Below are 23,964 nucleotides of genomic sequence, written 5' to 3'. Positions count from 1 at the left end.
CGCCGGACGTGCCTGCCGCCTCACGCGTCCGGCGTGTGCAGGCGCGCGAGGTACCGCTCCACGCGCACGGGTGCTCCACCGCGGTCGAGCAGCGACACGGCGACGATGACCGCCGTGGTCAGCGGGATCGTCCAGGCCGCCGGCTGCGTCACCAGCACCGCCCACCCGCCGGCGCCGCGCAGCGCCCCGCCGGCCAGCAGCGCCGCACCGCACGAGACGGCGCCGACCACCATTCCGGCGACCGCGCCGCGGGCGGTGAGCCGCGGCCACCACACGCCCAGCAGCAGCACGGGCGACAGGGTCGACGCCGCGAAGACGAAGACCAGCCCGACGCTCGCGACGAGCCCGGCGGGTTCGCTCAGCAGCGCCACGGCGAGGGGCACCGCGGTGCACAGCACCGCCGAGACGCGGAACGAGCGCACGCCTCCGCCGAACACGTCTTGGCTCACGACCCCGGCGAGCGACACGACGATCCCCGACGACGTGGCGAGGAAGGCCGCGAACGCTCCGGCCACGAGGAGCGAGGTCAGCAGCTCGCCCACGAGGCCCGGAAACACCCGGGACGGGAGCGCGAGCACGACGGTGTCGGCGACGCCCGGCACCGCCAGGTCGGGGGCGACCACGCGCGCGATCAATCCCATCGTTGACGACACCGCATAGAAGGCACCGATCAGCACGATGACCATCACCGTGGTGCGCCGGGCCGAGGCCCCGTTCGGACTGGTGTAGAACCGCACGAGCACGTGAGGCAGTCCGATGGTGCCGAGCAGGAGCGCGAGCAGCAGCGAGACGGTCGCGTACGCGTCGAGCGCACCCGGGCCGCTCTCGACGGGGAACACCCGCGCGGGATCGACGTCGAAGCCGCCGCCCGAGAGCGCCACCAGCACGAAGACGGCGGGCACGAGCAGGGCGGTCAGCTTCAGCCAGTACTGGAACGCCTGCACCGCCGTGATCGCGCGCATCCCGCCCGCGGCGACGATGCCCGCCACCAGCACCGCGACGACCACCCCGCCCACCCAGGGCGGCACATCGGCCACGACGCCGAGCGCGAGCGACGCGCCGTGCAACTGCGGCACGATGTACAGCCAGCCGATCACGAGCACGACGACGCTGGTGACCCGGCGCACCGCGCGCGACTCCAGCCGCGCCTCGACGAAGTCGGGGATCGTGTACGCCCCGCTCCGGCGCAGGGGCGCCGCGACGAACAGCAGCACCAGCAGATACCCCGCCGCATAGCCGATCGGGAACCAGAAGCCCTCCGCCCCCGACAGCAGCACGAGTCCCGCCAGGCCGAGGAACGTGCCGGCCGAGAGGTACTCGCCGCTGATGGCCGACGCGTTCCAGACGCTCCCGACGCTGCGGGATGCCACGAAGAAGTCGCTGCGCGTGCGAGAAGACCGGATGCCGGCGAACCCCAGCACCGCGGTCGTCACCACGAGCAGCCCCACCGCGGCGAGGTCGAACACCGGGTTCACTCGGCATCCTCGGGTTCGGTGAGCTGACGGTACCGACGTTCGTTCCGCGCTGCGGCCCGGGCGTAGATGAGGGCGAAGACGAGGATCAGCGGATAGAAGCCGTACGCGTGCAGAAGCCACGACAGCGGCACCGCGAACACCGTCGGGTCGCCGAGCGTCGGCAGGGCGGCGATGATGCCGGTCAACGCGGCGGCCACGACGAGAAACGCCGCGACGCAGCCGAGGGCCAGGCGCAGCTGCGCGCGCACCAGTCCCCGCGAGAACACCTCGTCGGCCTCGTCCGCCGTGCGCCCCGGCAGCGCGAAGCCGCGCGTCACGGGGCGCGACACCCGACCCGCGGTGGATGCCGTGACCCGCACGCGCGGCAGGGGACGCTCGTCGTCGGTCATGGCATCCCATCGTGGCATCCGCTCTCGCCGGCGTCGATGCGCGGGACGACCCGGTGGATGCCGCTGACTTGCGCCGTGTGTACGCCGACGCCCTCATCCGGCGAGCAATTCGCGCAAGTCACCGGAGAGGGCGGCGTCGGAGAAGCATCGCGGCGACGCGGCAGCAGGGGGGCTCGGAAGCGGAGGAGCGCGAGAGCGGAGGAGCGCGAGAGCGGAGGAGCGCGAGAGCGCGGGACCGCTCGCGTCGGCCTGCGCGAGAGCACGGGACCGCTCGCGTCGGCCTGCGCGAGAGCGCGGGACCGCTCGCGTCGGCCTGCGCGACGACCCGACGGATGCCGCTGACTCGCGCCGTGTGTACGCCGACGCCCCTATCCGGCGAGCATGTCCCGCAAGTCAACACAGAGGGGCGGCGCCGCAGCGCGGCGGCGCCGCAGGGGGTGCGGGGTCAGCGCAGCAGCGCGGCGGCGCCGCAGGGGGTGCGGGGTCAGCGCAGCAGCGCGTCGCGCACGGACGGCACGAGGCGACGGCTCACCGGCAGCTCGATCTCGGCCAGCACGACGGTGGGCGCTGAGCCGGCCAACCGCACCTCGGTGACGGCGTCGCGGTGCACGAGATACGAGCGGTGCACGCGCACGAATCCCGCACCCGACCAGCGCTCGGCGAGCTCCGACAGCGGAATGCGCACGAGGTGGTCGCAGGTGGGCGTGTAGAGACGCGAATAGTCGCCGTTCGCCTGCACCCAGCGGATCTCGGCCCGCCGCACCAGCCGCGTGCTCGATCCGACGGTGACGGGGATCGTCTCGTCGTCGGGTTGGTCCCCTCCCGCCGCGGAGGCCAGCGCACGCCCGAGCGCCCGGTACAGGCGTTCCGCGCGCACCGGCTTCAGCACGTAATCGACCGCCTCCAGGTCAAAGGCCCTGATCGCGCCGGAGTCGTCAGCCGTGACGAAGACGACGGCGGGACGCGAACGGAGCCCCGCGAGCGCCTTCGCGAGGTCGAACCCGGTGATCCCGGGCATGTGGATGTCGAGGAAGGCCACGGCGATCTCGCCCCGCTCCAGCATCCGCAGCGCCTCGGCTCCCCCGCTCGCGGTGCGCACGACCCCCACCCGGGGGTCGGCGGAGAGCAGCGTCGCCAGCTCATGGAGCGCCGGCGCCTCGTCATCGGCCACGAGCACCTCGACGCTCATGTGCGCGCCGTCTCGTGCTGGGGCTGCGACTTGGGCACCCGCAGGCGCACCGATGTTCCCGAGCCGACGTTGGTCTCGACCACGAGGCCCCCACCCGGGCCATACAGCTGGCGCAGCCGCGCGTCGACGTTGCGGAGGCCGACGTGCGACGACGGGGCGTCGAGGTCGAGCAGGGTGGCGAGCTCATCGGGGTCCATCCCCACGCCGTCGTCGTCGACGATGACCTCGGTGTGCGTGCCGTCGTCGATCGACGTCACGGTGAGCACGCCCCCGCGTTCGCGTCGCTCCAGCCCATGGCGCACCGCATTCTCGACCAGAGGTTGCACCGACAGGAACGGGATGACGGTCGCCAGCGTCTCGGGGGCGATGCGCAGCCGCACGGTCAGGCGGTCGCCGAAGCGCGCGCGCTCCAGTTCGAGGTAGGAGTGGATGCTGCGGAGCTCTTCCGACAGCGTCGTGAACTCGCCCTGCCGGCGGAAGGAGTACCGCGTGAAATCGGCGAACTCGAGCACGAGATCACGCGCCCGGGGCGGGTCGGTCGAGATGAACGACGCGATCGCGGTGAGGGCGTTGTAGATGAAGTGGGGGCTGATCTGCGCGCGCAGCGCCCTCAGCTCCGCCTCGGCGAGGGCCGCGCGAGACGCGTCGAGCCCCGCGAGCTCGATCTGGGCCGCGCACCAGTCGGCGACATCGCCCGTGGCACGCACGAGCGGAGCGCGCACGTCGGCGGCGAAGGCGACGACCGCGCCCCACACCCTCCCGTCGACGACGATCGGCGCGCCGACCGCGGCTTCGCCGGCCTCGCTGAAGACCTGCCGACGTCCCGACTCGTACACGCGGGTGGCGATCCGCCGGGCGGGTCCGGCGAGCGCGTCGGGGCCGTCGACGGCCACCCGGTCGGCTCCCGACTCCACGATCGCCACCGCGTCGGCGGCCAGCAGGACCCGCAGGTGCTTCGCCGCGCGGGTGGCATCCGGTTCGTCGCGTCCGCCGCGCAGCGCCGCCGCCGCGGCCGCCGCGACGTGGAGCGTGCGATGGGTGGCCCGCTCGGCGTCGCTGCCGAGGTCGCGCGGGGCGAGCGCAAAACGGCGAGCGTAGACGAGCACCAGGGTCAGCGCGACGCCGACGACCACGCCCGCCGCACCGGCGAGCAGCGGGGCATCGAGCATTGTCGAAGCCTACTCAGCAGCAGCGCGCGCCCGGGTTGGCGTCTTGCTCGGCGGTGCGCTGCCGCCAGAACTGCCGCTCGGTGAGCGGTGTCGCGTCAGGATGCTGGGCCTTCAGGTGCGCGACGTACACGTCGTAGGCCCGGTCGCCCATCAGTGTCGTGACGTACCACCGGATGCCACGACCCGCCCGCACCACCCGTGCGCCGACGCGCTGCAGGGGGCCGGGGGTCGTGGCATCCATGTTCGTCATGTCCCGCGGACTCAGTGGTGGGACGAGACGGACGGGCGGCCGGGGTGGTCGGCGGGGAGGGCCTCCCACTCCTTCTCGATCTCGCGCTCCTCCTTCGTGGCGAGGAAGCCCGCGGCGGCGAAGCGGCGGGAGGGCACGGGCGCGTCCTCGAGGTTCTCTCCCCCGCCGCCCCGCAGCGCCTGGACCGTCACGATCACCGCCATGACGATCACGATGATCGCGAGCGTGACGAAGATCACCGACAGCACGCCCTGCACGAAGGTGTTGCGCACGACGGCCTCCATCGCGGCGACGCTCTTCGCCGTGCCGAACTCGGTCTTGCCCTCTGCGAGCGCGCCGCGGAAGGCGAAGTGGTTGGCCCAGTATCCGACCGCCGGCACCGGCGAGAAGATCTTGTACATGGATGCCGTGATCGTCACGACCGCGGCGAACGCCAGCGGCACGGCCACGATCCACAGCCACCGGAAGTACGACCGGCCCCGTTTGGCGACGATCGCGAGCACCACGGCGAGCGCGATCGCCGCGAGCAGCTGGTTGGCGATACCGAAGAGCGGGAAGAAGGTGTTGATGCCGCCGAGCGGGTCGGTCACACCGAGGATGAGGATCGAGCCCCAGCCCGCGACCATGATCGCCGTGCAGATCCAGGCACCGGGCCGCCACGACAGGTCCTTGAACTTCGGGATGACGGTGCCGATCGAGTCCTGGAGCATGAAGCGGGCCACGCGGGTTCCGGCATCCACCGCCGTGAGGATGAACAGCGCCTCGAACATGATCGCGAAGTGGTACCAGAACGCCATCATCGCCTGACCGCCGAGGGCCTGCTGCATGATGTGCGCGAGACCCAACGCGAGGGTCGGGGCGCCACCGGTGCGCGAGACGATCGAGCTCTCGCCGACCGCGGCGGCGGTGGAGGTGAGCATGTCGGGCGTGAGATTGACGCCCGCGAGGCCGAGGCCGTTCACGAACGCGACGGCCCCCTCGACGGTGCCGAGGGTCGCGGCGGGCGAGGAGTTCATCGCGAAGTAGATGCCCCGGTCGATCGACAGGGCGGCGACGAGCGCCATGATCGCCACGAACGACTCCATGAGCATGCCGCCGTAACCGATGAAGCGCGTCTGGCGCTCCTTCTCGACGAGCTTGGGCGTCGTGCCCGAGGCGATGAGGGCGTGGAACCCGCTCAAGGCACCGCAGGCGATCGTGACGAAGAGGAACGGGAAGATGGGGCCGCTGAATACGGGACCCGTCTGGCCGCCGGCGAACTCGCTGAACGCGGGCACCGAGATCTCGGGCCGCACGAGCACGATCGCGCCGGCGAGCATGACGATCACGCCGACCTTCATGAAGGTCGACAGGTAGTCGCGCGGGGCGAGCAGCAGCCACACCGGAAGCACCGCCGCGACGAAGCCGTAGATGATGATGCCCCAGGCGATGACCGTGCGGTCGAGGTGGAAGGCCGCGTAGCCCCACTCGGTCGAGGCGACCCAGCCGCCGGCGACGATCGCGCCGATCAGCAGCACGAAGCCGATGATCGAGATCTCGGTGATGCGTCCCGGGCGGATGTAGCGCAGGTACAGGCCCATGAAGAGGGCGATCGGGATCGTCATCGAAACGCTGAACACGCCCCAGGGGCTCTCGCCGAGCGCGTTCACCACGACGAGCGCGAGGATCGCGACGATGATCAGCATGATGAGCAGGCTGGCGAGGATCGCCGCGGTGCCGCCGATCCTGCCCAGCTCGTCACGAGCCATCTGGCCGATCGTGCGGCCACCGCGGCGCATCGAGAAGAACAGCACGAGGTAGTCCTGCACCGCGCCGGCGAGGATGACGCCGACGATGATCCAGATCGTGCCCGGCAGGTAGCCCATCTGGGCGGCGAGGACCGGACCGACGAGCGGGCCGGCACCGGCGATGGCGGCGAAGTGGTGGCCGTAGAGCACGCGGCGGTCGGTGGGGACGTAGTCCTTGCCGTCCTGCTTGCGCTCGGCGGGGGTGGCCCGACGGTCGTCGGGGCGCGTGATGTACCGCTCGATGACCTTCGAATAGAAGCGGTAGCCGATCAGATACGTGCACACGGCTGCGAACACGAACCAGATCGCGTTAACGGTCTCTCCGCGCACGATCGCCAGCATCGTCCAGCCGAGGCCACCCAGCAGGGCGATCCCGATCCAGAGCGCGATCTTGGCGGGGGTCCATCTGCTGCGGAGCTTCTCGGGCTCTACGGCGACGGGGGGAAGGTTCGGATCGGTGACGATGTCGTCGTCGACGGAAGCGCTCATGGGTTCTCCTGCTCGCGGCACTGCGGACTCGAGCAGGCTAAGCGGATGCCACGGGCCGGGCCAGTGGCATCCGCTCATCGTGCGGCGAACGGCGCGATCGGTGCGACGAGCGGCGTGCGCGACGTTCTCCGCAGTGGCGCGGAGGCGTCAGGACGACGGGTCGGGTCCGGCCGGTGCCGATGAGGGACGTTCACCCCCGGCACCGGGGGGAGTCCGGCTCTCCGAACGGAGGATCCGCACCGACTCGCCGACGCCCTTGGCCAAGCCCGGGAGCTTCGCCGCGCCGAACAGCAGCAGGATCACGGCGAGGATGAGGAGCAGATGCCACCCGCTGAACGCGTTGCCGAGAAGACCCATGACGCCGCTCAGCCGATCTCGACGAAGATCGGGTTGGTGTACATCCAGGTGTCGAGCCAGCAGTTCGCCTCGCCCGCGGCGTGGGGCTGCGGAGCGCGCGGGTCGACATCGGCGCCCATCGGGCCGACGCCGTTGCGCTTGCCGTCCGAACCGCGCAGGCGGAGATACCCGTCGGCCTCGACGGCCCCCAGCGGCACCACGACCTGGAACCGGGAAGCGCTGCGATCGCTGACATCGAGCATCTTCACGACACGGGTCTGCGGGGCCGACATCGTCTGACGGTCGGCGACCGGACCGGTGACCACACCAGCGATCACGTCGAGATGCGCCAGCCGGGGCAGGATGCCGTAGGAGTTGGGGGTGGTGGTCGGCTCCACGTCAATGACGAGCTCGAGAGCGGTGCCCGAGGCCACGGTGAGGGTTTCGCCGAGGGTCGCGGTCACCGCCGTGTCGTCGACGGATCGCAGCGCCACGGACAGCCCCGAGATGAGGTGACCGTGGTCGACCCAGACGCGGCCCGCGCGGACGGCTGACATCAAGCCCGTGTGCGTCCGGTCGGTGACCCCGACGTGGTTCCGACTGAACTCACCGGGCCACAGGTCGCTTCCGAACTGGGGATCGGAGGTCGCGATGGGCTCGGGTCGGCGACCCGCGCGGTTGAAGTTGCCGAGGGTGAGACCGGCCTCCCAGTTGTCCCCGGTGGGGAAATCACCCACTCGCACGGTGTCGAGGTTCTTGAGGTGCAGGTCGCTGTTGGTGGTGATCCACCACCGGCGACCCTCGCTGAGGAGGCTGTCCCACATGCCGCCGACGACGGCGGTCATCCAGTCGAAGCCCCCGTGCAGGCGGTAGGCCACCTCGGGGAAACCGGCGTAGGAGTAGGTGCCGGGCGCGTTCTCGTACTCGCCCCGCTGGCTCGCGTCGGAGGTGTTGGTCGCCAGGCCCGATGCCTGCGCACCCGGCGCGCCCTCCATCCCGATGAAGATGTCGGGGTCGGCATCCTGCCACGCTCGCAGCTCGGCGGGGGAATCGATGCCCAAGCGGCAGGGATGGTTGGCCAGCACGAGCACGTCGTCGATGAGACCCTCGTCGCGCTGCTGCGCGAGCCACTGGATGCCCTCGACCGCGTGCTGGAGGTACTCGGCAGCCTGGTCGGTGGCCGGGTCGGGCTTGTCCCATTTGTTCAGTTTGCCGTCGAACAGCAGCTCGAAGCGACGCAGGATCTGCGTCACCTGGGGCCCCGGGGCGACCAGCACGGTGCCGTGCTCGGCGGCGGGGATGTACCACTCCAACCCCTGGAAGACGAGCAGGTCGGGGCGAGCCGCGCGGGCCACCTCGATCTCGCGGGCGGCGTTGAAGATGCCACCGGTGTTGGCGTGGCCGAAGTTGCTGTGCTCGGTGAACGCGATCGCGCCCACCCCGAAGCGCTGCGCATTGTCGAGGATGGTCGTCATGGCGTACTTCGCGTCGTGCGAATAGAACGAGTGCACGTGGTGATCGAAGACCACCCATTGCACGCGGGCCGGATCGACCGCTCCCGCCGCGCGAGGGGTCGTCGCGTCCGCCGCACCGGACATCGCCGCCTGCGCCCCCGTCGTTCCGGCGGCGAGGCCGACGGATGTGGTGGCTGTCGCCACGGCTGTCGCGGCGAGGAAGGTGCGACGGGTGAAACCGGAAGGGGTGTTGTGTTCAGGCATCGACGGGCTTTCGTGTGAGGGACGACGGGGACCGTAGCGACGCCGAGTTAATGACGCTCATACGGATGCCGACGGAACAACGTTGTTTGTTCACGTGCCCGACGCTTCGATCGGCGACAGTCCCGGTTGTCCCGCGCACGTCGCGTCCACCCGATAGAGAGCCGTCATGTCCCGCACCCCCTCGCTTTCCCGCCCCGTCCGCGTCGCTCTGGCGACCGTCGCGATGCTCGGTACCACCGCTCTCGCCACCACGCCTGCTGTGGCGGCAGTTTCGTCTCTCGTCCTGCAGGACTCCGCTGGAACGACGGTGACGAGCGGGGATGCCACGGCCTACCCGTCGTTCGCGAGTGCGACCCTGGCCGAAGGATGCCCCAGCGGGGCGCAGGACGCCGCCCGGTTGAGCGTGACGGCCGACACCTCCGTCGTGGTCGTCTCCGCGACCATCTCGACGGACGGCGCCTCCCCGGTCACCGTCCCCATGTCCTCTTCCTTCGCCGAGGTCGTCCCGGCCGGAGTGGAGGCGGGCGGCGCGACGCTGACCCTCGAGTGCCTCGCCGTGAGCGGCGGAATCCCCGTCACCGTCGTCCCCGCGGCGACCCTGCCGATCGCGTTCTCCGCCGGACAGTGGTCGATCTCCGGCACGACGATGCCGACGCCGACGCCGACGCCGACGCCGACCGACGCGAGCCCCGCGCCCACGCCCTCCCCCACGAGCTCCGGCCCCACGTCCACCCCGACCGCCGCGGCGTCGGGTGCCGCCGCCACCCCGTCATCGTCGGCGGCCCCCGCCGCCGGCTCGGCCTCCGGCCTCGCGAACACGGGCGTCCAGGTCGCGGGCGTGGTCGGAATCGGACTCCTCGCCCTGGCCGCCGGAACACTCATCACGGTGGTTCGCGCGCGTCGACGGCCCGCTGCACAGGACTGATCCTCGCCGGAGGGGTGACGTCGATCCCGCGCACGGGGACGGATGCCGCGCTGTCGAGGGGGTGCGGAACACCGCAGGGCCGACGTACGTTGCTGTGGACACCGACGACAGGAGACGCCGATGGCCGATGACGTGACCGTGACCCGAAACGACGAGGCACGCCGCTACGAGATCCACGTGGGCGACGAGCTGGGCGGGTTCCTCGAGTTCCGCCCCGCGGGCGACGACCGCCTGAATCTGCCCCACACCGAGGTCGACCCCGCGTTCAAGGGCCGGGGTCTCGGCAAGACCCTCGCCAGCGAAGCGCTGAGCGACCTCGCCCGCCGCGGCGGCAGCGTCATCCCCTCCTGCCCGTTCGTCGCGCACTACCTGCGCGAGAACGACGTGCCCGGCCTCGTGGTCGAGTGGCCCGACGAGGCCGACGCCGCCGACCAGGCGGGACCCGGCGAACCCTCGTGACCCGGCTCGACGTCGCTCCCCCGGCATCCGAGGGCCCGGTCGACTGCGACGGGCCGCGCGCACTCGTCATCGAGGCGCGCGAGGTGCCGCTCGGCGGCGTGCGCGGCATGGAGGTTCACCGCACACTCCCTCACCGTGCGCTGCCGATGGTGGGCGCGTGGTGCTTCCTCGACCGGTTCGGACCGCAGGACACCCTGATGCGCGTCGAACCCCACCCGCACATCGGCCTGCAGACGGTGACGTGGCCGATCATCGGCGAGGTGCGACACCGGGATGCCGTGGGCAGCGACGTCGTGGTGCGCCCCGGCGCTCTCAACCTGATGACGAGCGGCGCGGGGATCGCGCACTCCGAATACTCGGTGGGCGATGAGCCCATCCCGCTCGATGCGCTCCAACTGTGGGTCGCCCTGCCGGAGTCCCGCCGGCACGGCGGTCCCGCCTTCGAACGGCACGAGGATCTGCCGGTGCTCGACCTGGGCGACGGCGCCGACGCGGTCGTGGTCATGGGCTCGCTGGGTGCGGTGGACTCCCCCGCGACGGTGCACACGCCGATCGTGGGCGCCGAGCTGCGCCTGCCGGCCGGGGTCGACGTACGCGTGCCGCTCCGCCCGGAGTGGGAGTACGCCGTCTACGGCATGACCGGCACCGCGGAGGCGGTGACGGGAATGGATGCCGTCGACGCCGACGCCGCGCGACACCCCTCCTCCGCTGTGGGGCCGGGCGCGACGGCATCCGTCGATCACACGCGCTTGGTCTACCTCGGCAAGGGTCGCGACCGGTTGGAGCTGCGCAGCGACGAAGGCGCCCGGGTCTTCCTGCTGGGCGGGGAGCCGTTCGAGGCCGACATCGTGATGTGGTGGAACTTCGTCGGCCGCTCGCACGACGAGATCGTCGAGGCGCGCGAGGCGTGGGAAGCGCGGGCCGATCGATTCGGCGCGGTCGTCGACCACGGGCCCGAGCGGATCCCGGCACCGCCGCTCCCGGCGGTGCGGCTGACGCCCAGGAGGCGGCGGGCCTGACGCCTAGCGGCTGAACCTACGGCGTGTCGCCGAGCCGTGACGGCGCGGTGAGGTGCGCACCGAAGTCGCGCAGCCGTCGTCGGATCTCCGGATCGTGGAACGGGTGGCGCTCCGTCGCGGCTTCGACCAGATGGGGGGCGACCCACGGCAGAGCCGCGAGGGCAGCACGCAGAAGCAGGACCATCTCCGGATCGAGGGATTCGTCGACGAGCCCCTCGCGCTGCTCCCGCCGCACCTCTTCGACGCGTCGGAGGATCGATCCGCGGAGAACGTCAGACCCGGGCGCGGGCCCCTCGCCCGCGGCGAGCATCTCCCAGACGGACAAGCGCGCCCACGTGCGGGCGTCGGAGGCGCCCGCCGACGTCGTGTCGTCGGGCAGCGCCGTCTGCTCCGTGGACCAGACCGCGACCATTTCTTCGAGCACCGCTTCGTGGAGCCCATCCTTGTCACCGAAATACCGATAGATGAGCTGCTTGTTCGCGCGCGCGTCCTCCGCGATCCGCTCGATGCGAGCGCCCTTGAAGCCGTGCTCAGCGAACTCCTCGCGCGCGGCGTCCAAGATGCGTCGCGTCGTGGCTTCAGAGGACCGCATGGAGGGGGACGGCGTGGGCGACATGAGCTGCTCTCGTCTCAGCGGGCTTCGCGATGGCGCCCCTGCGGGGCGGGCGGCACACGTGAGCCTACACAGACCCCTCGAGGTTCACGGGGCGAGACCCGTCCGGTGGGCGAGCGCCACGAGATGGGCGCGACTGTGCACGTGGAGCTTTCTCATCGCGTTACGCAGATGCGTCTTCACGGTCGCGGCCGAGATGCTCAGACGCCGTCCGATCTCCTCGTTCGTCAAGCCCAACGCGACGAGCTTGGCGATGTCGACCTCGCGGTCGGTCAGGCCCGCGGTGGGGGCGTCGCGAACGTCGCCGACGCCGGCTCGTGGCGCGAGCCGCGGAGCGAGCACAGCTCGGGCGGCCCGCGGAGAGAAGGGGGCCTCCCCCCGCATCACCGCGTGGATCGCATCGCGCAGCGACGCCGTGGACACGCCTTTGCCGAGGAATCCGTCGGCACCGGCCGCGACGCACGCCCGGGCGACGTCGGCCTCTTCGAACGTCGTGAGCACGAGCACCTTCGTGCCTCGCAGTGCCGGGTTCCGTTTGATCCGGCTCGTCGCCTCCGGGCCGGACAGACCCGGCATCCGCACATCCATCAGGATGACGTCGGGTCGAAGCTCCGCCGCGAGAGCGACCGCCTCGACGCCGTTGCGCGCATGCCCCGCCACCCGGAAATCGGCGTCGAGCGCGAGGAGGGCCGCGAGGGCGTCACGGATCAGGTCCTGGTCGTCGACGATCAGGACCGAGACAGGGCTCGATCTCACGCCGTACCCACGGGGATGTTCACCCCGACCATGAAGTGGCCCATCTCGCGCGTCACCGTGAGGGTTCCGCCCAACGCGCGTGCCCGTTCCGAGATCCCTACGAGGCCGAGACCCGTCGAGCGGGACGGGGAGCCGGCATCCTCGATCGTGTTCGTCACGTCGACGGTGATCGCCCGGCCGTCCCAACCGATGCGCGCGCTCGCCTGCGCACCGGGAGCGCCGTGCTTGTACGCGTTGACCAGAGTCTCCTCGAGGATGCGGTACAGCGCTTCGTCCACCTCCGGGTCGAGCTGCGGAAGCGCATCGTCGACGCTGAGCTCGATGGGCAGGCCCCCGGCCGACAGCGTGTTCACCAGGCGCGGCAGCTCCCTGGCCGTCATCGGGGTGGGCAGAGCCCCGGCATCATCGCGTCGCAGCGCTCGCAGAAGCGCTCCGATCTCGTCGAGGATGCGACCCGCGCTCTCTTCCACGACCGACAGGGACGCCCGCGCCTGCTGCGGCTCGGTCTCCAGCGTGGCGTTCGCGAGACCGGCGTGGAGGTTGATGGCCGCGATCCGGTGACCCACGACGTCGTGCAGGTCTCGCGCGGTGGCGAGCCGCTGCTCCGCCACCCGAGTCGCCGCGACCGCCTCGCGCGTCTCCTCCGCTTCGAGTGCGCGCCGCCGCGCCGCATCGATGAGGCGCCGGCGGGCCGAGCTGAGTTGGCCCGAGAACAGGGCGATCGCCATTCCCGCGGTCATGAAGAGCGGGATCAGATGGAACGGGGAGACGCCCCGGACGACGACCAGACCCAGCGTGAACGCCGTGCTGATCGAGATGGCGGCGGCGGCGGCGATCGGGAACGACACCGTCGAGAACGCGACCGAGCCACTCACGATGATCAGGAACAGCAGCCCGGTCAGGGTGGGCACCCGCGGTTCGAAGCCGTACGCGAAAGCCAAGGCGAAGGTCAGAGGAGCGGCGAAGAACACCCGAGGGAACCGCGTGCGCGCGAAGACCGAGAGCGTGACGAGGATCAGGATGACCGTCATCACCGGCGAGACCGGCCGCCACGCGAACGTGAGAGCCCAATCGACGAGAGTGACGAAGGTCAGGAAGAGGTAGGTGGCCTGGATGAGAAGCGTCACCGCCCACCACGCAGCGAGCCTCCGCCATCGCGGGGCTTCGACGTCGTTGTGATCGGCCACCGGCGAAGCGTACCTCCGGGGCGCAGTGCCCGTACGGGTACCTCGCCCGAGGTACGGGGAATGTACCCCAGACGAGGTAGGTTCCGCCGCTTCCGCCATGCCCGGCGGATGTTTCCGGGCATCGGGCGGACGACGGCGTTTGACCGGTTCATAGCCGCTTCATAACCTGCGAGAACCTGCGGGTGACGGCGACGGCGCCGGACGAGATGAAGGACGGATCGTGAGCCAAGGTCACAGCGACGCGTGGGAACTCGCACTCTCGGATGTGACGATCCGCGGCAGGATCGCACGCCCCGCGGGCACCGCGGGTGCGATCCCGACGGTGGTCGTGCTGGGCGACACCGGGTCGAAGGACTTCGAGCTGGAGGCGGTGGCCCCGGCCTTTCTGGCGCACGGCCTGCAGGTCGTGGCATACGACCACCGGGGATACGGGCGCAGCGACGGCTCCCCACGCCGGCAACACGACCCGTGGCAGCAGTCCCGCGACCTCCGTCACGTCATCACCTCGCTGCTCGTGGACGGCGGCGCGAGCTCCGTCGGCCTGCTGAGCTTCGGCATGGATGCCGCCGTGGCGATGTTCACGACCGCACTCGACCCGCGCGTGGGCGCGCTGGTCCTGTGCGACCCGAGCATCCTGCGCGGGGACGCCGACGACGAGCACCACCCCACCCGCGCGGCGCGGCGAGAGGCGCGCATCGCGGAGGATCGCGCCCGACAGATGCGGGGGCGTCCCCCCGCCATGATCCGCCGCCCCGACGACGCCGCGGCCCCCGCCATCACGCTGGCGTCGCTCGACCTGTCGGGGGAGTTCGACCCCGTCGACTACGCGCACCGTCTCCATCAGCCGGTGCGCGTCATCCGATCCGCGGCGTTCGCGAAGACCGCCTTTCCCGGCCTCGACGTCGCGTACGAACGCATGCCCGAGCCGAAGGACATGATCGACCTCTCCTCCGAGTCGCCGAACGCTCGCTTCAGCGCCAGGGATGCCGTGACGGCGGCGTCCGCCTCGTTCCTGATCTCGGAACTGCTGGGCCCGTATGTCGGCAGTCGCTTCGTCTTCAGCGACTGATACGGCCGAGTCAAAAAAAAAGTTGACACCGTTCATCGCGGCCCACACAATGCTGTTAGCGCTAACGACGCGCACAAGCACCACCACTCCACCCGACCGCTGCAAAGCCGCAGCGAACGAAAGGTCCGCCGCATGTTCGCAAATCTGAACGGATGGCATCTGATCATCCTTCTCGTCGTGATCCTCCTGCTCTTCGGTGCCGCGAAGCTCCCCGCGCTCGCGAAGAGCGTCGGCGAGTCCGCGCGCATCCTCAAGGGGGAGATCCGCGAGACGCGCAAGGAGTCGGCCGCGACCGCGGCGGAGTCGGCGCGTCCCACGGGGACCGCGGCGCCCGCCCCGGTGGTCGACGGCGCATCTCAGTCCCTTTCGCACCGCCAGGACTGAGCCATGACGAGCATCGCTCGGTTCGCGCGGGTCCGGCCCGCGCGAGCCGGAGGCCAGATGCCGTTGCACCGCCACATCGCCGAACTGCGCAAGCGCCTCCTGATCTGCGCCGTGGCGGTGGTGGTCGCGATGGTGATCGCCTTCATCGCCACCGACGGGATCATCGAGGCGCTCACCGCTCCGATCCGCATCCTCAACGAGGAGCAGGGTCGTGCGCTCGCGGCGCTGAACTTCGACACCGTCACGGCCGCATTCGACCTGCGGGTTCGCATCGCGCTCGCCGTGGGTGTCGTCATCGCCGCACCGGTGTGGCTCAGCCAGATCTGGTTGTTCCTCGTCCCGGCTCTCACGCGCAAGGAGATCGGCTACGCCGTCGCCTTCGTCGGGACGGCGATTCCGCTGTTCTTCTCCGGCTGCTTCGTCGGGTGGCTCATCTCGCCGCATGCGATCGTGCTCATGGCGAGCTTCGTGCCCGAGGGTGGCGCGCAGATCCTGCAGTACTCGTTCTATTACGACTTCATCCTCAAGCTCGTCCTGGTCGTCGGGGTCGCCTTCGTCCTGCCGCTTCTGCTGGTGCTGCTGAACCTGGTGGGGGTCGTCTCCGCGCGGGGGATCCTTCGCGGATGGCGCGTCGCGGTGCTCGTCTCCGCGGTGTTCGCCGCCCTCGCCACGCCGGCTGCAGACGTCGTGTCCATGCTGATGCTCGCGGGGATCCTCATCGTCCTCTACCTGGCCGCTGCAGGGGTCGCGTTCATCGTGGACGCGCGCCGGGCGAAGCGGCTGAAGGCGCATCTCGAGCAGGGGGTGGCGGCATGATCTTCGGCTTGACGATCGAGAAGGTCCTCGTCATCGGGTTGCTGGCGGTGCTCATCATCGGTCCGGAGCGGCTGCCTCAGGCGGCGCAGTCGTTGCGCGATCTCGTCCGCCGCGCGAAGGTCCTCTCCAGCGGCGCGAGAGAACGCGTGCGCGCGGAACTCGGAGACGACTTCGACGACGTGGACTGGACCAAGCTCGACCCGCGGCAGTACGACCCCCGCCGCATCATTCGCGAGGCACTGACCGACGACTCCCCCGGGGCGTCGCCGCCGGCACCCACCGAGACGCCGCGGCGTGCCCCCCGGCCCATCCTCGCGGTCGACGACACCGCGCTCGACGGCGCGGCGCGTGCCCATCGAACCGATGCCGGTGAGGCCGACGCGGCCTGAGGTCGCCGACACGTTCGTCCCTTCGCGCTGCGCAATCGCGGCAGCGCCGACAATCTGCCGCTCCGGCGGCACCCGCTGCACCGACGCAGCTCCACGAAAGGAAATCCAATGAAGGATGACACCCCCAACAAAGACGGAGCCCCTTCCGGCCTCGATCGCCGCCGGTTCCTCCAGATGTCCGCGTTCGGCGCCGCCGCCGTCGGCGCCGCGGCAGCCGGTGGAACGGCAGTGGCGACGCCCGCCGTCGCCGCTTCGGGCGCCGGTTCCGCACTGGCGGCGACGGCGGTCGCCGCAGCGGCGATGCGCGCGAACTCTGCGGCGAAAGTGCCGCTCGAGAACGTCGACATGACGAAGACCTACGTGAACCCCGTCAACCTGCCCTTCCTCGACGTGGGCGCCCGGCCCAGCACGATGCCCGCGAGCGACGCCGGAGTCGCAGCGGTCACGCCCGCCATGCGTGCGACCCTCGCGAAGGAGCGCTGGCTGCCCGCCGACGGCCGCAGCATGGTGCGCCAGGCGAAGACCGGTTTCGCACTCGCGACGGAGAACTCGTCGAGGACCGCGGCGGACTTCTCCCCGATCCTCGTCGACGACACCATCTACCTCTACGCGTCGGGCAGCATGCTGGGCGACACGGGCAACATCAACGCGTGGAGCACGAAGGACTACATCAACTGGGAATTCCACGAGATGAACATCGGAGCGACGGCCCCCACCGTCGTGAAGGTAGGAGCGAAGTACTACCTCGCCGGTAACAGCACCGGCGTGTGGTCGGCGGACGCACCTTTCGGTCCCTGGACCGAGATGGGGCCGTTCACGCGGAAGGACGGCAGCGTCTTCACCGCGAGCGACGTGCAATTCTTCCTCGACACCGACGGTCGTCTGTACATGAGCTACAACATCGGCGCACCGCACATGGCCGTCGAGCTCGACGCGAACGATCCGCGCAAATTCCTCACCGACCCCGTCGTGGTGTGGAACTTCGACCCGAACGACGAATGGCAGCACTTCGGCGAGAACAAGCAGCACACGACGCACGGCTACGTCGAGGCGTCGCAGATCTTCAAGGTGGGCGACACCTATTACATCTCGGTGGCAAGCGGCGGCACCGAGCACACCACGTACGCGACCGGTGTCGCCAAGAGCTCGTCGCCGCTCGGACCGTACGTACCGCAGGACGCGAACCCGGTCGGTCAGGCACTCGAGGGCCAGGCGCAATTCCCGAACGCCGGTCACGGCGCCTTCATCGTGGACTTCAACGACAACCTCGTGTTCTTCTACACGATCGTGATCGCGTACGAACAGGGCTCCCAGCGACGCATGGGTCTCGACATCTGCGAGGTCGCGGAGGACGGCACGATCAGCGCCCGCCTCTCCAACACCCCGCGCCTCGCGCCCGGTCTCACGCAGAACGGTACGGATGACGTGGGGCTCTACAACATCAGCCAGCTCACCTCGGCGTACTGGGCGAGCAGCTACGCGCCCGGCCGTCTGCCGATCTATGCGATGGACCACAGCACGCAGACCTGGTGGGAGCCGGCCGACGGCGACGCCGATCCGTCGTACATCGTCGGATTCGCGAACGTCTTCTACATCTCCTCGGCACAGATCCAGTGGAAGGAGCTCGGCCTGACCTTCACCAAGCGCAACGCCGTGCGCTACACGCTGGAGTACAAGGACATCGAATCCGACACGTGGAAGCCGCTCGCCGACCGCAGCGCGAACGACGTCGCCTACACCTCGGACTATGTCGTGTTCGACCGGGTGCTCACCCACGCCGTGCGTCTGAAGATCCTCGGTACGACCGAGAACGTCAAGGTCGGTGTCACCGCCATGAACGTCTTCGGCGAGAACTACACCTTCGCCAAGGAGAAGGGACTGTTCCTTCCCCCGCCGCCTCCCGCGCTCAAGGTCGAACTCACGGCCACGCCGCGCAAGATCGGCTCGAAGATCCACGTCACGGTGGTCGCCACGAACAACGAGGCGTCGCCGCTCGACATCACTCTCTCCACCCCCTACGGAGAGAAGGCGTTCACGTCCGTCGCCCCGGGCAAGTCGGCGAGCGTGACCTTCAACTCGCGTGCCTCCTCGATCGAGGCAGGCGATGCGACGGCGAAGCTGTCCGGCGTCGTGAACGGCGCCACCGTCACCGAGACGAAGACCGTCGCCTACGGCGCGCTGTCTGCGTAGTCCGCCCCATTTCGACCACCAACGAAAGAGAACAGATGAACAAGTCATATGGTCTGCGCGTCGCCACCGCCGCGCTCGGCGTGGCGATCGTCACGGCTGCCGGTTCGGCGGTCGCGTCGGCTGCGGCGGCGGAGGGGGCAGATGTCGACATCACCGTCGACGTCCAGCCCATCGAGGTCCCCGGCGTCCTCGCCCTCAGCGTCGCCGGCGATTCCGCGACGTTGACCGAGGACGGATCGACCGACCTGGTGCGCCAGTTCACGGGCACGCTGCCGACGGTCACCGTCACCGACACCCGCGACGCCGCACAGATCCCCGACGGGGCGTTCTGGTCGGTCGTCGGCTCGGCGAGCGATTTCACGTCCTCCGATGAGGGGACGACGCCGCTTCCGGCCGAGCACTTGGGCTGGACGCCCGAGCTGCTGGCCGGCGAGGGCGAGTCCTTCGTCAGCGTGGGCAACACCGTCGGGACGGCGATGGAGGACCAGCCCGGGCTGGTCGACCAGGAGCTGCTGTTCCTCGGCGAGTCCGCCGAGGCTGCGGAGGCCGGCGGCGTCTGGTCCGCGGACGCGCAGCTCTTCCTGCGCGTACCGACGACCGTCGCCCCGGGATCGTACGCGTCGCTGCTCACCCTCTCGCTGTTCGAGTGAGACCGGTCGGGTGGGGGCGGATCGTCGTCCCCACCCGACCGCGGGGCTCCCCTCGGACGGCAGTCACTATTCTTCGGCGCGGAATGCGGACAGCGGCTTGCGCTATGCGAATGCGGCGACCGCGACGGTGGAGAACCCATCCGTGACCGCGAAACCGGCGAAATTGTAATTCGCCCCGCGACATTCAGCCAATAAAAACCACGAGCGCAAGAGCGACTGCCGAAAGGCATTCGCCACAACGGTGCGACTCGCACACAATTACCCGAAAGGCAAAATCACATGGAGACATCACGGCGTAGCGTGATCAAGTTTGGAATGGCGGGTGCGGCCGGACTGGTCGGATCCACCCTTCTTCCGCAGACAGCATCAGCCGCGGCTCCGGCAGCGCTTGCGGCTGCACCCGTCATCGCGGCCCCTCCTCGCGTGATGAGTTCGCGCACCGGCACGGACCCGAGCCCCAGCGACTACGACGGGTGGGGGTACAACCTTCGTTGGAGCACAGGATACGACGGTCAGAGGAAGGCGGATCTCGGCGATGGCACCTACCTGAACCCCGTCATCGCCGGCCAGCTCACCGACCCTGACATCGTCAAGGACGGCTCCGACTACTACCTGACCATGTCGACATTCGACGAGCTGCCCGGGCTCCTGGTGTGGCACTCGCGCGACCTCGTCAACTGGCGCAAGGTCGGATCCGCTCTCACCGAACGCATCGGCAACGTGCTCGCACCGTCCATCGTCAAGGTCGGCGACCGCTTCTACATCTACGCGGCGGTGCTCGGAGCGACGGGTCTCGGCACGTACGTCGTCTACACGGACGACATCGATGGAGCCTGGAGCGCACCCGTCAAGATCGAGGGCGGCAACGCACTCGACCCCGGCCATGGTGTCGGCGAGGACGGCAAGCGCTACCTGTTCTTCGGTGGCGGCCGACGGATGCAGCTGACCGACGACGGCCTCACGTCCGCCGGTCCGATGGAGACCGTCTACGCGGGGTGGCAGTACCCTCGCACCGCCTACCCGCCCGTCTGGATCGACGAAGGCTTCGCGCTCGAGGGCCCGAAGATCCACCGTCGCGGCGACTACTTCTACATGATCGTCGGTCAGGGCGGAACCTATGGGCCGCCCACCAGCCACATGGTCGTCGTCGCACGGTCGAAGTCGATCAACGGCCCGTGGGAGAACGACCCCAACTCCCCTCTCATCCGCACCTCCCGCCGGAACGACCCCTGGTGGTCGCGCGGTCACGGAACAGTCGTCGAAGGTCCCGACAAGAAGCCCTGGATCATGTACCACGCGTACGAGAACGGCTACCGCACCCTCGGCCGACAGGCCATCCTGGAGCCTCTCGAGTGGACCGAGGACGGCTGGCTGCGAGCCACGGTGAAGGACTTGACCAAACCCATCGCGATGCCGCAGGGCGGGTCGAACGTCAATCCCGACGGTCAGCCCATGTCGGATGACTTCTCGAAGAACAACATCGGCACCCAGTGGCGCTTCGCGGATGCGGCGAGTGGCGAATCGAACCGTGCGAGCTTCGCCGACAACGCGCTGACTCTGCAGGCCAAGGGAACCTCCTACGCGACGAGTTCGCCTCTGACGATCGTCCCGGGCGATCGCGCCTATGAAGCGACCATTCAGATCAGCCTGGCGGGCGCCACCGAAGCCGGCATCATGCTCTTCGTCGATCAGGCACTCTTCGCCGGGATCGGCTACAACGGTCAGCGCGTGACCACCTACGCCAAGGGCTCGGGCCCCGGCAACGGTCTCGCCGTCTCGACCGGAACCATCTGGTTGAAAGTCATGAACCTGCACCACGACCTGGTCATGTACAGCAGCACGGACGGCCAGAACTGGACGAAGACCAACTCCAACCTGGAGATCAGCGGCTACCACCACAACGTGGCGAGGGACCGTCCGCCGACAGAGGGGCTGCGTCTGGGGCTGTACGCGTACGGCTCGGGCAATGCGGTCTTCCGCGACTTCCAGTACCGCGTCATCGAGAACTCCTCCCTGCCGCCGGCACCGCCCGCGTTGAAGGTGGACGTCTCGGCGGATGCGAGGTCCATCGGCGGGAAAGTGCACCTGACCATGGCGGCGAAGAACAACGACTCGGTGCCGGTGGATGTGGTTCTGACGTCTGCGTTCGGTGAGAAGACGTTCAAGGCCGTCGCGCCGGGCAAGACGGCGAGCGTCACCTTCAACAGCCGCGCCGCCCGTATCGACGGGGGAGAAGCGACCGCGGTGGTGACCAACATGTCTGATGGATCGACGCGAACCATCACCAAGACGGCCTCGTACGGCGCGTTCCCGACCGCCTGATGCTCGAACGTGGCGTTCGGGGCAACGAAGCTGCCGCCGCCGATCTCGCCTGCGGGGAATGGTCGGCAGACGCCGAGCTCTCCCCTCAGGTGGGCAACGAGGTCACCCCCGGCACGTACACGTCGACCCTGACACCGTCACTGTTCGACGGCTGACGCCCGCACACCAGAGAAAGGGGGTGGGGCGCACTCCTGCACCCCACCCCCCAACCGGAAACACCACCGATGTCCCGCAATCACCCACCCATGCGACAACAGCCGAGCATGTACGACGTGGCTTACCGTGCGGGCGTCTCGCACATGACGGTGTCGAGGGTGATCAACGGGCATTCCAGTATTCGGGAAGCGACCCGATCCCGTGTCCTCCAGGCCATCGAAGAGATGCAGTACACCCCGAGTTCGATTGCCCGGGCTCTGGCCACACGTCGCACGAGAAGAATCGGCGTCGTCATCGACGAAACCGTCCAGAACGGTCCGAACAACACCCTTCGAGCCCTCGAGAAAGCGGCCCGCGGATTCGGTTACGCGGTGAGCGCCTTCTCCATCGGCGACGACTCCGACTCGCAGATGGACTCCGGTGTCAGGGAACTGGTCGCTCAGGGAGTCGACGCGTTGTGCATCATCGCCCCTCGTGCTTCATCTCTCGACACTCTGCGCAGACGGAGCCCGGCCCTTCCCACCATCGTCATCAAAGCCGAGGCCGACTCCGACTGGCACACCGTCGGCATGGACCAGCGGGCAGGAGCAAGACTCGCCGTCGAGCATCTCATCGCCGGAGGCCATCGCTCGATCGCTCATCTCGCGGGCCCACAGGACTGGTACGACGCAAGAGAACGCGATCAAGGGTGGCAGGAGGCGCAGGACGAAGCCGGCCTCACCCGTGGACTGAGGATCGCCGGGGACTGGACGTCTGATTTCGGGTACGACGTCGCGAAGACGACCGACTGGGGCGACACCACGGCGATCTTCGCTGCGAACGATCAGATCGCACTCGGAGCCATTCACGGGCTGCAGGAACGCGGGATAGATGTCCCCTCTCAGATCAGCATCGTGGGCTTCGACGACCTGTCGGATGCCCGCCATTTCCTGCCCCCTCTCACCACCGTTCGGCAGGACTTCGAGGCGCTGGGGAAATTGGCCCTTCAGCAGATCATCGATGCGATCGAGGGTGACATCGACCCCACACACGACACGATCGAGCCCGTTCTGACCGTCCGGAACTCGACCCGCTCACGACGAGGAAAGTAGGCATCTGACGATGAATCTTCTCCGTTCGCTCGCTGCATTCGCCGTCGCCACGGCGTTCCTCGTGCCGGCCGGCGCCGTCCAGGCGGTCGGCGCAGCGGCCACGACCGACACCGCCGACGCGTCGACGACGTGGTCCGTGCGTCCCGGCGATGCCGACGGGCCGGATGGCAGAGCCTGGGTGGAGCTGGATCTCGACCCGGGTACGCAGGAGACCGAAAGCCTCACGGTGACGAATCATGGGACGCAGGACGTCACGTTCCGCCTGTCGGCGGCGGACGGCTACTTCACCGCGAACGGTCGCTTCAACATCCTTCCCAGCGATCGGGAATCGACCGACGCGGGGTTGTGGATCGATATCGCGGAGTCGGTCGACGTCGCGGGCGGGCAGACGGCCGTCGTCCCCTTCACCGTATCGGTGCCCGAGGATGCGACCCCGGGCGACCACCTCGCGGGTGTTGCGGCCAGTGTCGTCAGCAGGGGTGACTCGCAGGTCGGCCTCGAGTCCCGAGTCGGCTTCCGGGTGCTCACGAGAGTGACCGGCGAGTTGTCCGTCGCCCTGTCCGCCGGAGTGACCTCGACCTTCGATTCCTCGTGGAACCCGTTCCAGTCCGGCGGACTGCGCATCGACTATCGCATCGAGAATGTCGGCAACACGCGCCTCGGAGCAACGCCGACGTTCCGCATCGCGGGGCCGTTCGGCCTTTTCGCCCGCGACGTCGAGGGTGCCGTCCTCGACGAGACGGCCCCGGGCGAGACCCGGGCGTCGTCACTCGACGTTCCCGGCTTGTGGCCGCTCGGCTGGTATTCGGTCGACATGACGCTCGCCCCGGCCGCCGTCGTCGACGGCACCCCGCTGGAGAACGCCACGGTGAGCGATGCGCGGTCGACGTCGGTCGCGATTCCGTGGTCGCAGCTACTGCTCGCAGCCTTCGTGGCCGGGCTGATCTGGTGGTACCTCGCGGACCGCCGCCGTCTGGTGCGCGCGGCGCTCCGGCCATCGACGTTCGAGGACGCCGTGTCGACGGTCGCTTCAGACGGCCGGCCCCGCGTCTGACCTCCCGAGAAGGCTGAGCCCGTCGACGCGCACCCCGGTCGCTTCGACAGGCTCAGCGACCTCTCCCCCCGCGCGTCTCCTT

At 69.4% G+C, this 23,964-nt stretch carries 24 protein-coding genes; 13 read left to right on the top strand and 11 right to left on the bottom strand.

Annotated features, from left to right (window positions below; translation table 11 throughout):
• Positions 1 to 20: 20 nt before the first annotated feature.
• The 8 genes from AS029_RS01080 to AS029_RS01045 all read right to left on the bottom strand — a co-directional run bounded on the left by AS029_RS01080 (position 21) and on the right by AS029_RS01045 (position 8,802).
• Complete coding sequence (locus tag AS029_RS01080) at positions 21 to 1,475, bottom strand: sodium/solute symporter (RefSeq protein ID WP_058230769.1); 1,455 nt, start codon at positions 1,473 to 1,475, stop codon at positions 21 to 23.
• Complete coding sequence (locus AS029_RS01075; protein ID WP_058230768.1) at positions 1,472 to 1,864, bottom strand: hypothetical protein; 393 nt, start codon at positions 1,862 to 1,864, stop codon at positions 1,472 to 1,474. Before AS029_RS01075 ends, AS029_RS01080 begins: the two co-directional genes overlap by 4 nt.
• A gap of 484 nt (positions 1,865 to 2,348) precedes the next feature.
• On the bottom strand, positions 2,349 to 3,053 hold the full coding sequence (locus AS029_RS01070) for a LytR/AlgR family response regulator transcription factor (protein WP_058230767.1): 705 nt from the start codon (positions 3,051 to 3,053) through the stop codon (positions 2,349 to 2,351).
• Positions 3,050 to 4,222: a sensor histidine kinase gene (locus AS029_RS01065; protein WP_058230766.1), complete on the bottom strand. Its 1,173-nt coding sequence runs from the start codon at positions 4,220 to 4,222 to the stop codon at positions 3,050 to 3,052. Before AS029_RS01065 ends, AS029_RS01070 begins: the two co-directional genes overlap by 4 nt.
• A gap of 13 nt (positions 4,223 to 4,235) precedes the next feature.
• Entirely contained in the window at positions 4,236 to 4,463 is a 228-nt protein-coding gene (locus AS029_RS01060; protein ID WP_228375849.1) for a YbdD/YjiX family protein, read from the bottom strand.
• 20 nt (positions 4,464 to 4,483) lie between these two features.
• The gene (locus tag AS029_RS01055; RefSeq protein ID WP_058230764.1) at positions 4,484 to 6,748 is read right to left on the bottom strand and encodes a carbon starvation CstA family protein; all 2,265 of its coding nucleotides are present in this window, start codon (positions 6,746 to 6,748) and stop codon (positions 4,484 to 4,486) included.
• Positions 6,749 to 6,895: 147 nt separating this feature from the next.
• Positions 6,896 to 7,105, bottom strand: a complete 210-nt coding sequence (locus AS029_RS01050; RefSeq protein ID WP_058230763.1) for a twin-arginine translocase TatA/TatE family subunit — start codon at positions 7,103 to 7,105, stop codon at positions 6,896 to 6,898.
• 8 nt (positions 7,106 to 7,113) lie between these two features.
• On the bottom strand, positions 7,114 to 8,802 hold the full coding sequence (locus AS029_RS01045) for a PHP domain-containing protein (RefSeq protein ID WP_058230762.1): 1,689 nt from the start codon (positions 8,800 to 8,802) through the stop codon (positions 7,114 to 7,116).
• A 166-nt stretch (positions 8,803 to 8,968) separates the two neighbouring features.
• Here AS029_RS01045 and AS029_RS01040 point away from each other — a divergent pair, with 166 nt between their 5' ends.
• From AS029_RS01040 to AS029_RS01030, 3 genes are all read left to right on the top strand, one after another.
• Positions 8,969 to 9,727 (top strand): hypothetical protein, encoded by a 759-nt coding sequence (locus AS029_RS01040; protein WP_058230761.1) that lies wholly within the window; start codon positions 8,969 to 8,971, stop codon positions 9,725 to 9,727.
• Between the two features lie 120 nt (positions 9,728 to 9,847).
• A complete protein-coding gene (locus AS029_RS01035) occupies positions 9,848 to 10,186 on the top strand; it encodes a GNAT family N-acetyltransferase (protein WP_058230760.1) in 339 nt (112 codons plus the stop codon).
• Positions 10,183 to 11,205 (top strand): pirin family protein, encoded by a 1,023-nt coding sequence (locus AS029_RS01030; protein ID WP_058230759.1) that lies wholly within the window; start codon positions 10,183 to 10,185, stop codon positions 11,203 to 11,205. The genes AS029_RS01035 and AS029_RS01030 overlap by 4 nt, the downstream gene beginning before the upstream one ends.
• Positions 11,206 to 11,221: 16 nt before the next feature.
• On the opposite strand, the gene AS029_RS01025 is transcribed toward AS029_RS01030, so the two are convergent.
• The 3 genes from AS029_RS01025 to AS029_RS01015 form a co-directional block, all read right to left on the bottom strand.
• On the bottom strand, positions 11,222 to 11,764 hold the full coding sequence (locus AS029_RS01025) for a TetR/AcrR family transcriptional regulator (protein ID WP_244886975.1): 543 nt from the start codon (positions 11,762 to 11,764) through the stop codon (positions 11,222 to 11,224).
• Positions 11,765 to 11,905: 141 nt separating this feature from the next.
• The gene (locus AS029_RS01020) at positions 11,906 to 12,574 is read right to left on the bottom strand and encodes a response regulator (protein ID WP_058230757.1); all 669 of its coding nucleotides are present in this window, start codon (positions 12,572 to 12,574) and stop codon (positions 11,906 to 11,908) included.
• A complete protein-coding gene (locus AS029_RS01015; RefSeq protein WP_058230756.1) occupies positions 12,571 to 13,761 on the bottom strand; it encodes a sensor histidine kinase in 1,191 nt (396 codons plus the stop codon). Before AS029_RS01015 ends, AS029_RS01020 begins: the two co-directional genes overlap by 4 nt.
• 220 nt (positions 13,762 to 13,981) lie before the next feature.
• Here AS029_RS01015 and AS029_RS01010 point away from each other — a divergent pair, with 220 nt between their 5' ends.
• The 10 genes from AS029_RS01010 to AS029_RS00970 all read left to right on the top strand — a co-directional run bounded on the left by AS029_RS01010 (position 13,982) and on the right by AS029_RS00970 (position 23,882).
• Complete coding sequence (locus tag AS029_RS01010) at positions 13,982 to 14,830, top strand: alpha/beta hydrolase (RefSeq protein ID WP_058230755.1); 849 nt, start codon at positions 13,982 to 13,984, stop codon at positions 14,828 to 14,830.
• Positions 14,831 to 14,962: 132 nt separating this feature from the next.
• The gene (gene tatA / locus AS029_RS01005) at positions 14,963 to 15,214 is read left to right on the top strand and encodes a Sec-independent protein translocase subunit TatA (protein WP_058230754.1); all 252 of its coding nucleotides are present in this window, start codon (positions 14,963 to 14,965) and stop codon (positions 15,212 to 15,214) included.
• 3 nt (positions 15,215 to 15,217) lie between these two features.
• Complete coding sequence (gene tatC / locus AS029_RS01000; RefSeq protein WP_228375848.1) at positions 15,218 to 16,030, top strand: twin-arginine translocase subunit TatC; 813 nt, start codon at positions 15,218 to 15,220, stop codon at positions 16,028 to 16,030.
• Positions 16,027 to 16,419: a twin-arginine translocase TatA/TatE family subunit gene (locus tag AS029_RS17755; RefSeq protein ID WP_175456613.1), complete on the top strand. Its 393-nt coding sequence runs from the start codon at positions 16,027 to 16,029 to the stop codon at positions 16,417 to 16,419. The genes tatC and AS029_RS17755 overlap by 4 nt, the downstream gene beginning before the upstream one ends.
• 108 nt (positions 16,420 to 16,527) lie before the next feature.
• Positions 16,528 to 18,609, top strand: coding sequence for a family 43 glycosylhydrolase (locus tag AS029_RS00990; protein WP_058230752.1), 2,082 nt, complete (start codon positions 16,528 to 16,530; stop codon positions 18,607 to 18,609).
• Between the two features lie 35 nt (positions 18,610 to 18,644).
• Positions 18,645 to 19,259 carry a hypothetical protein gene (locus AS029_RS00985; RefSeq protein WP_058230751.1) on the top strand — a complete coding sequence of 205 codons (615 nt, stop codon included), beginning with the start codon at positions 18,645 to 18,647 and terminating at the stop codon, positions 19,257 to 19,259.
• Positions 19,260 to 19,685: 426 nt separating this feature from the next.
• A complete protein-coding gene (locus AS029_RS00980) occupies positions 19,686 to 21,581 on the top strand; it encodes a family 43 glycosylhydrolase (RefSeq protein WP_058230750.1) in 1,896 nt (631 codons plus the stop codon).
• Positions 21,581 to 21,736, top strand: coding sequence for a hypothetical protein (locus AS029_RS17480; protein ID WP_167345216.1), 156 nt, complete (start codon positions 21,581 to 21,583; stop codon positions 21,734 to 21,736). Before AS029_RS00980 ends, AS029_RS17480 begins: the two co-directional genes overlap by 1 nt.
• A gap of 108 nt (positions 21,737 to 21,844) precedes the next feature.
• Complete coding sequence (locus AS029_RS00975; RefSeq protein WP_244886974.1) at positions 21,845 to 22,828, top strand: LacI family DNA-binding transcriptional regulator; 984 nt, start codon at positions 21,845 to 21,847, stop codon at positions 22,826 to 22,828.
• A gap of 10 nt (positions 22,829 to 22,838) precedes the next feature.
• Positions 22,839 to 23,882, top strand: a complete 1,044-nt coding sequence (locus AS029_RS00970; protein ID WP_058230748.1) for a WxL protein peptidoglycan domain-containing protein — start codon at positions 22,839 to 22,841, stop codon at positions 23,880 to 23,882.
• Positions 23,883 to 23,964 lie beyond the last annotated feature (82 nt).

The sequence above is a fragment of the Microbacterium enclense genome, assembly GCF_001456955.1.
Taxonomy (GTDB): Bacteria; Actinomycetota; Actinomycetes; order Actinomycetales; family Microbacteriaceae; genus Microbacterium; species Microbacterium enclense.
This window is presented reverse-complemented; position numbering and strand designations above follow the sequence as displayed.

Excerpts from the sequence above, each read along its gene's own strand:
- AS029_RS00975 (WP_244886974.1), top strand. The coding sequence starts at position 21,845 with ATGTACGACGTGGCTTACCGTGCGGGCGTCTCGCACATGACGGTGTCG.
- AS029_RS01060 (WP_228375849.1), bottom strand. The coding sequence starts at position 4,463 with ATGGATGCCACGACCCCCGGCCCCCTGCAGCGCGTCGGCGCACGGGTG.
- tatC (WP_228375848.1), top strand. The coding sequence starts at position 15,218 with ATGACGAGCATCGCTCGGTTCGCGCGGGTCCGGCCCGCGCGAGCCGGA.
- AS029_RS00970 (WP_058230748.1), top strand. The coding sequence starts at position 22,839 with ATGAATCTTCTCCGTTCGCTCGCTGCATTCGCCGTCGCCACGGCGTTC.
- AS029_RS01070 (WP_058230767.1), bottom strand. The coding sequence starts at position 3,053 with ATGAGCGTCGAGGTGCTCGTGGCCGATGACGAGGCGCCGGCGCTCCAT.
- AS029_RS01040 (WP_058230761.1), top strand. The coding sequence starts at position 8,969 with ATGTCCCGCACCCCCTCGCTTTCCCGCCCCGTCCGCGTCGCTCTGGCG.
- AS029_RS17755 (WP_175456613.1), top strand. The coding sequence starts at position 16,027 with ATGATCTTCGGCTTGACGATCGAGAAGGTCCTCGTCATCGGGTTGCTG.
- AS029_RS01045 (WP_058230762.1), bottom strand. The coding sequence starts at position 8,802 with ATGCCTGAACACAACACCCCTTCCGGTTTCACCCGTCGCACCTTCCTC.
- AS029_RS17480 (WP_167345216.1), top strand. The coding sequence starts at position 21,581 with ATGCTCGAACGTGGCGTTCGGGGCAACGAAGCTGCCGCCGCCGATCTC.
- AS029_RS01075 (WP_058230768.1), bottom strand. The coding sequence starts at position 1,864 with ATGACCGACGACGAGCGTCCCCTGCCGCGCGTGCGGGTCACGGCATCC.
- AS029_RS01035 (WP_058230760.1), top strand. The coding sequence starts at position 9,848 with ATGGCCGATGACGTGACCGTGACCCGAAACGACGAGGCACGCCGCTAC.
- AS029_RS00985 (WP_058230751.1), top strand. The coding sequence starts at position 18,645 with ATGAACAAGTCATATGGTCTGCGCGTCGCCACCGCCGCGCTCGGCGTG.
- AS029_RS01065 (WP_058230766.1), bottom strand. The coding sequence starts at position 4,222 with ATGCTCGATGCCCCGCTGCTCGCCGGTGCGGCGGGCGTGGTCGTCGGC.
- AS029_RS00990 (WP_058230752.1), top strand. The coding sequence starts at position 16,528 with ATGAAGGATGACACCCCCAACAAAGACGGAGCCCCTTCCGGCCTCGAT.
- AS029_RS01055 (WP_058230764.1), bottom strand. The coding sequence starts at position 6,748 with ATGAGCGCTTCCGTCGACGACGACATCGTCACCGATCCGAACCTTCCC.
- tatA (WP_058230754.1), top strand. The coding sequence starts at position 14,963 with ATGTTCGCAAATCTGAACGGATGGCATCTGATCATCCTTCTCGTCGTG.
- AS029_RS01050 (WP_058230763.1), bottom strand. The coding sequence starts at position 7,105 with ATGGGTCTTCTCGGCAACGCGTTCAGCGGGTGGCATCTGCTCCTCATC.
- AS029_RS00980 (WP_058230750.1), top strand. The coding sequence starts at position 19,686 with ATGAGTTCGCGCACCGGCACGGACCCGAGCCCCAGCGACTACGACGGG.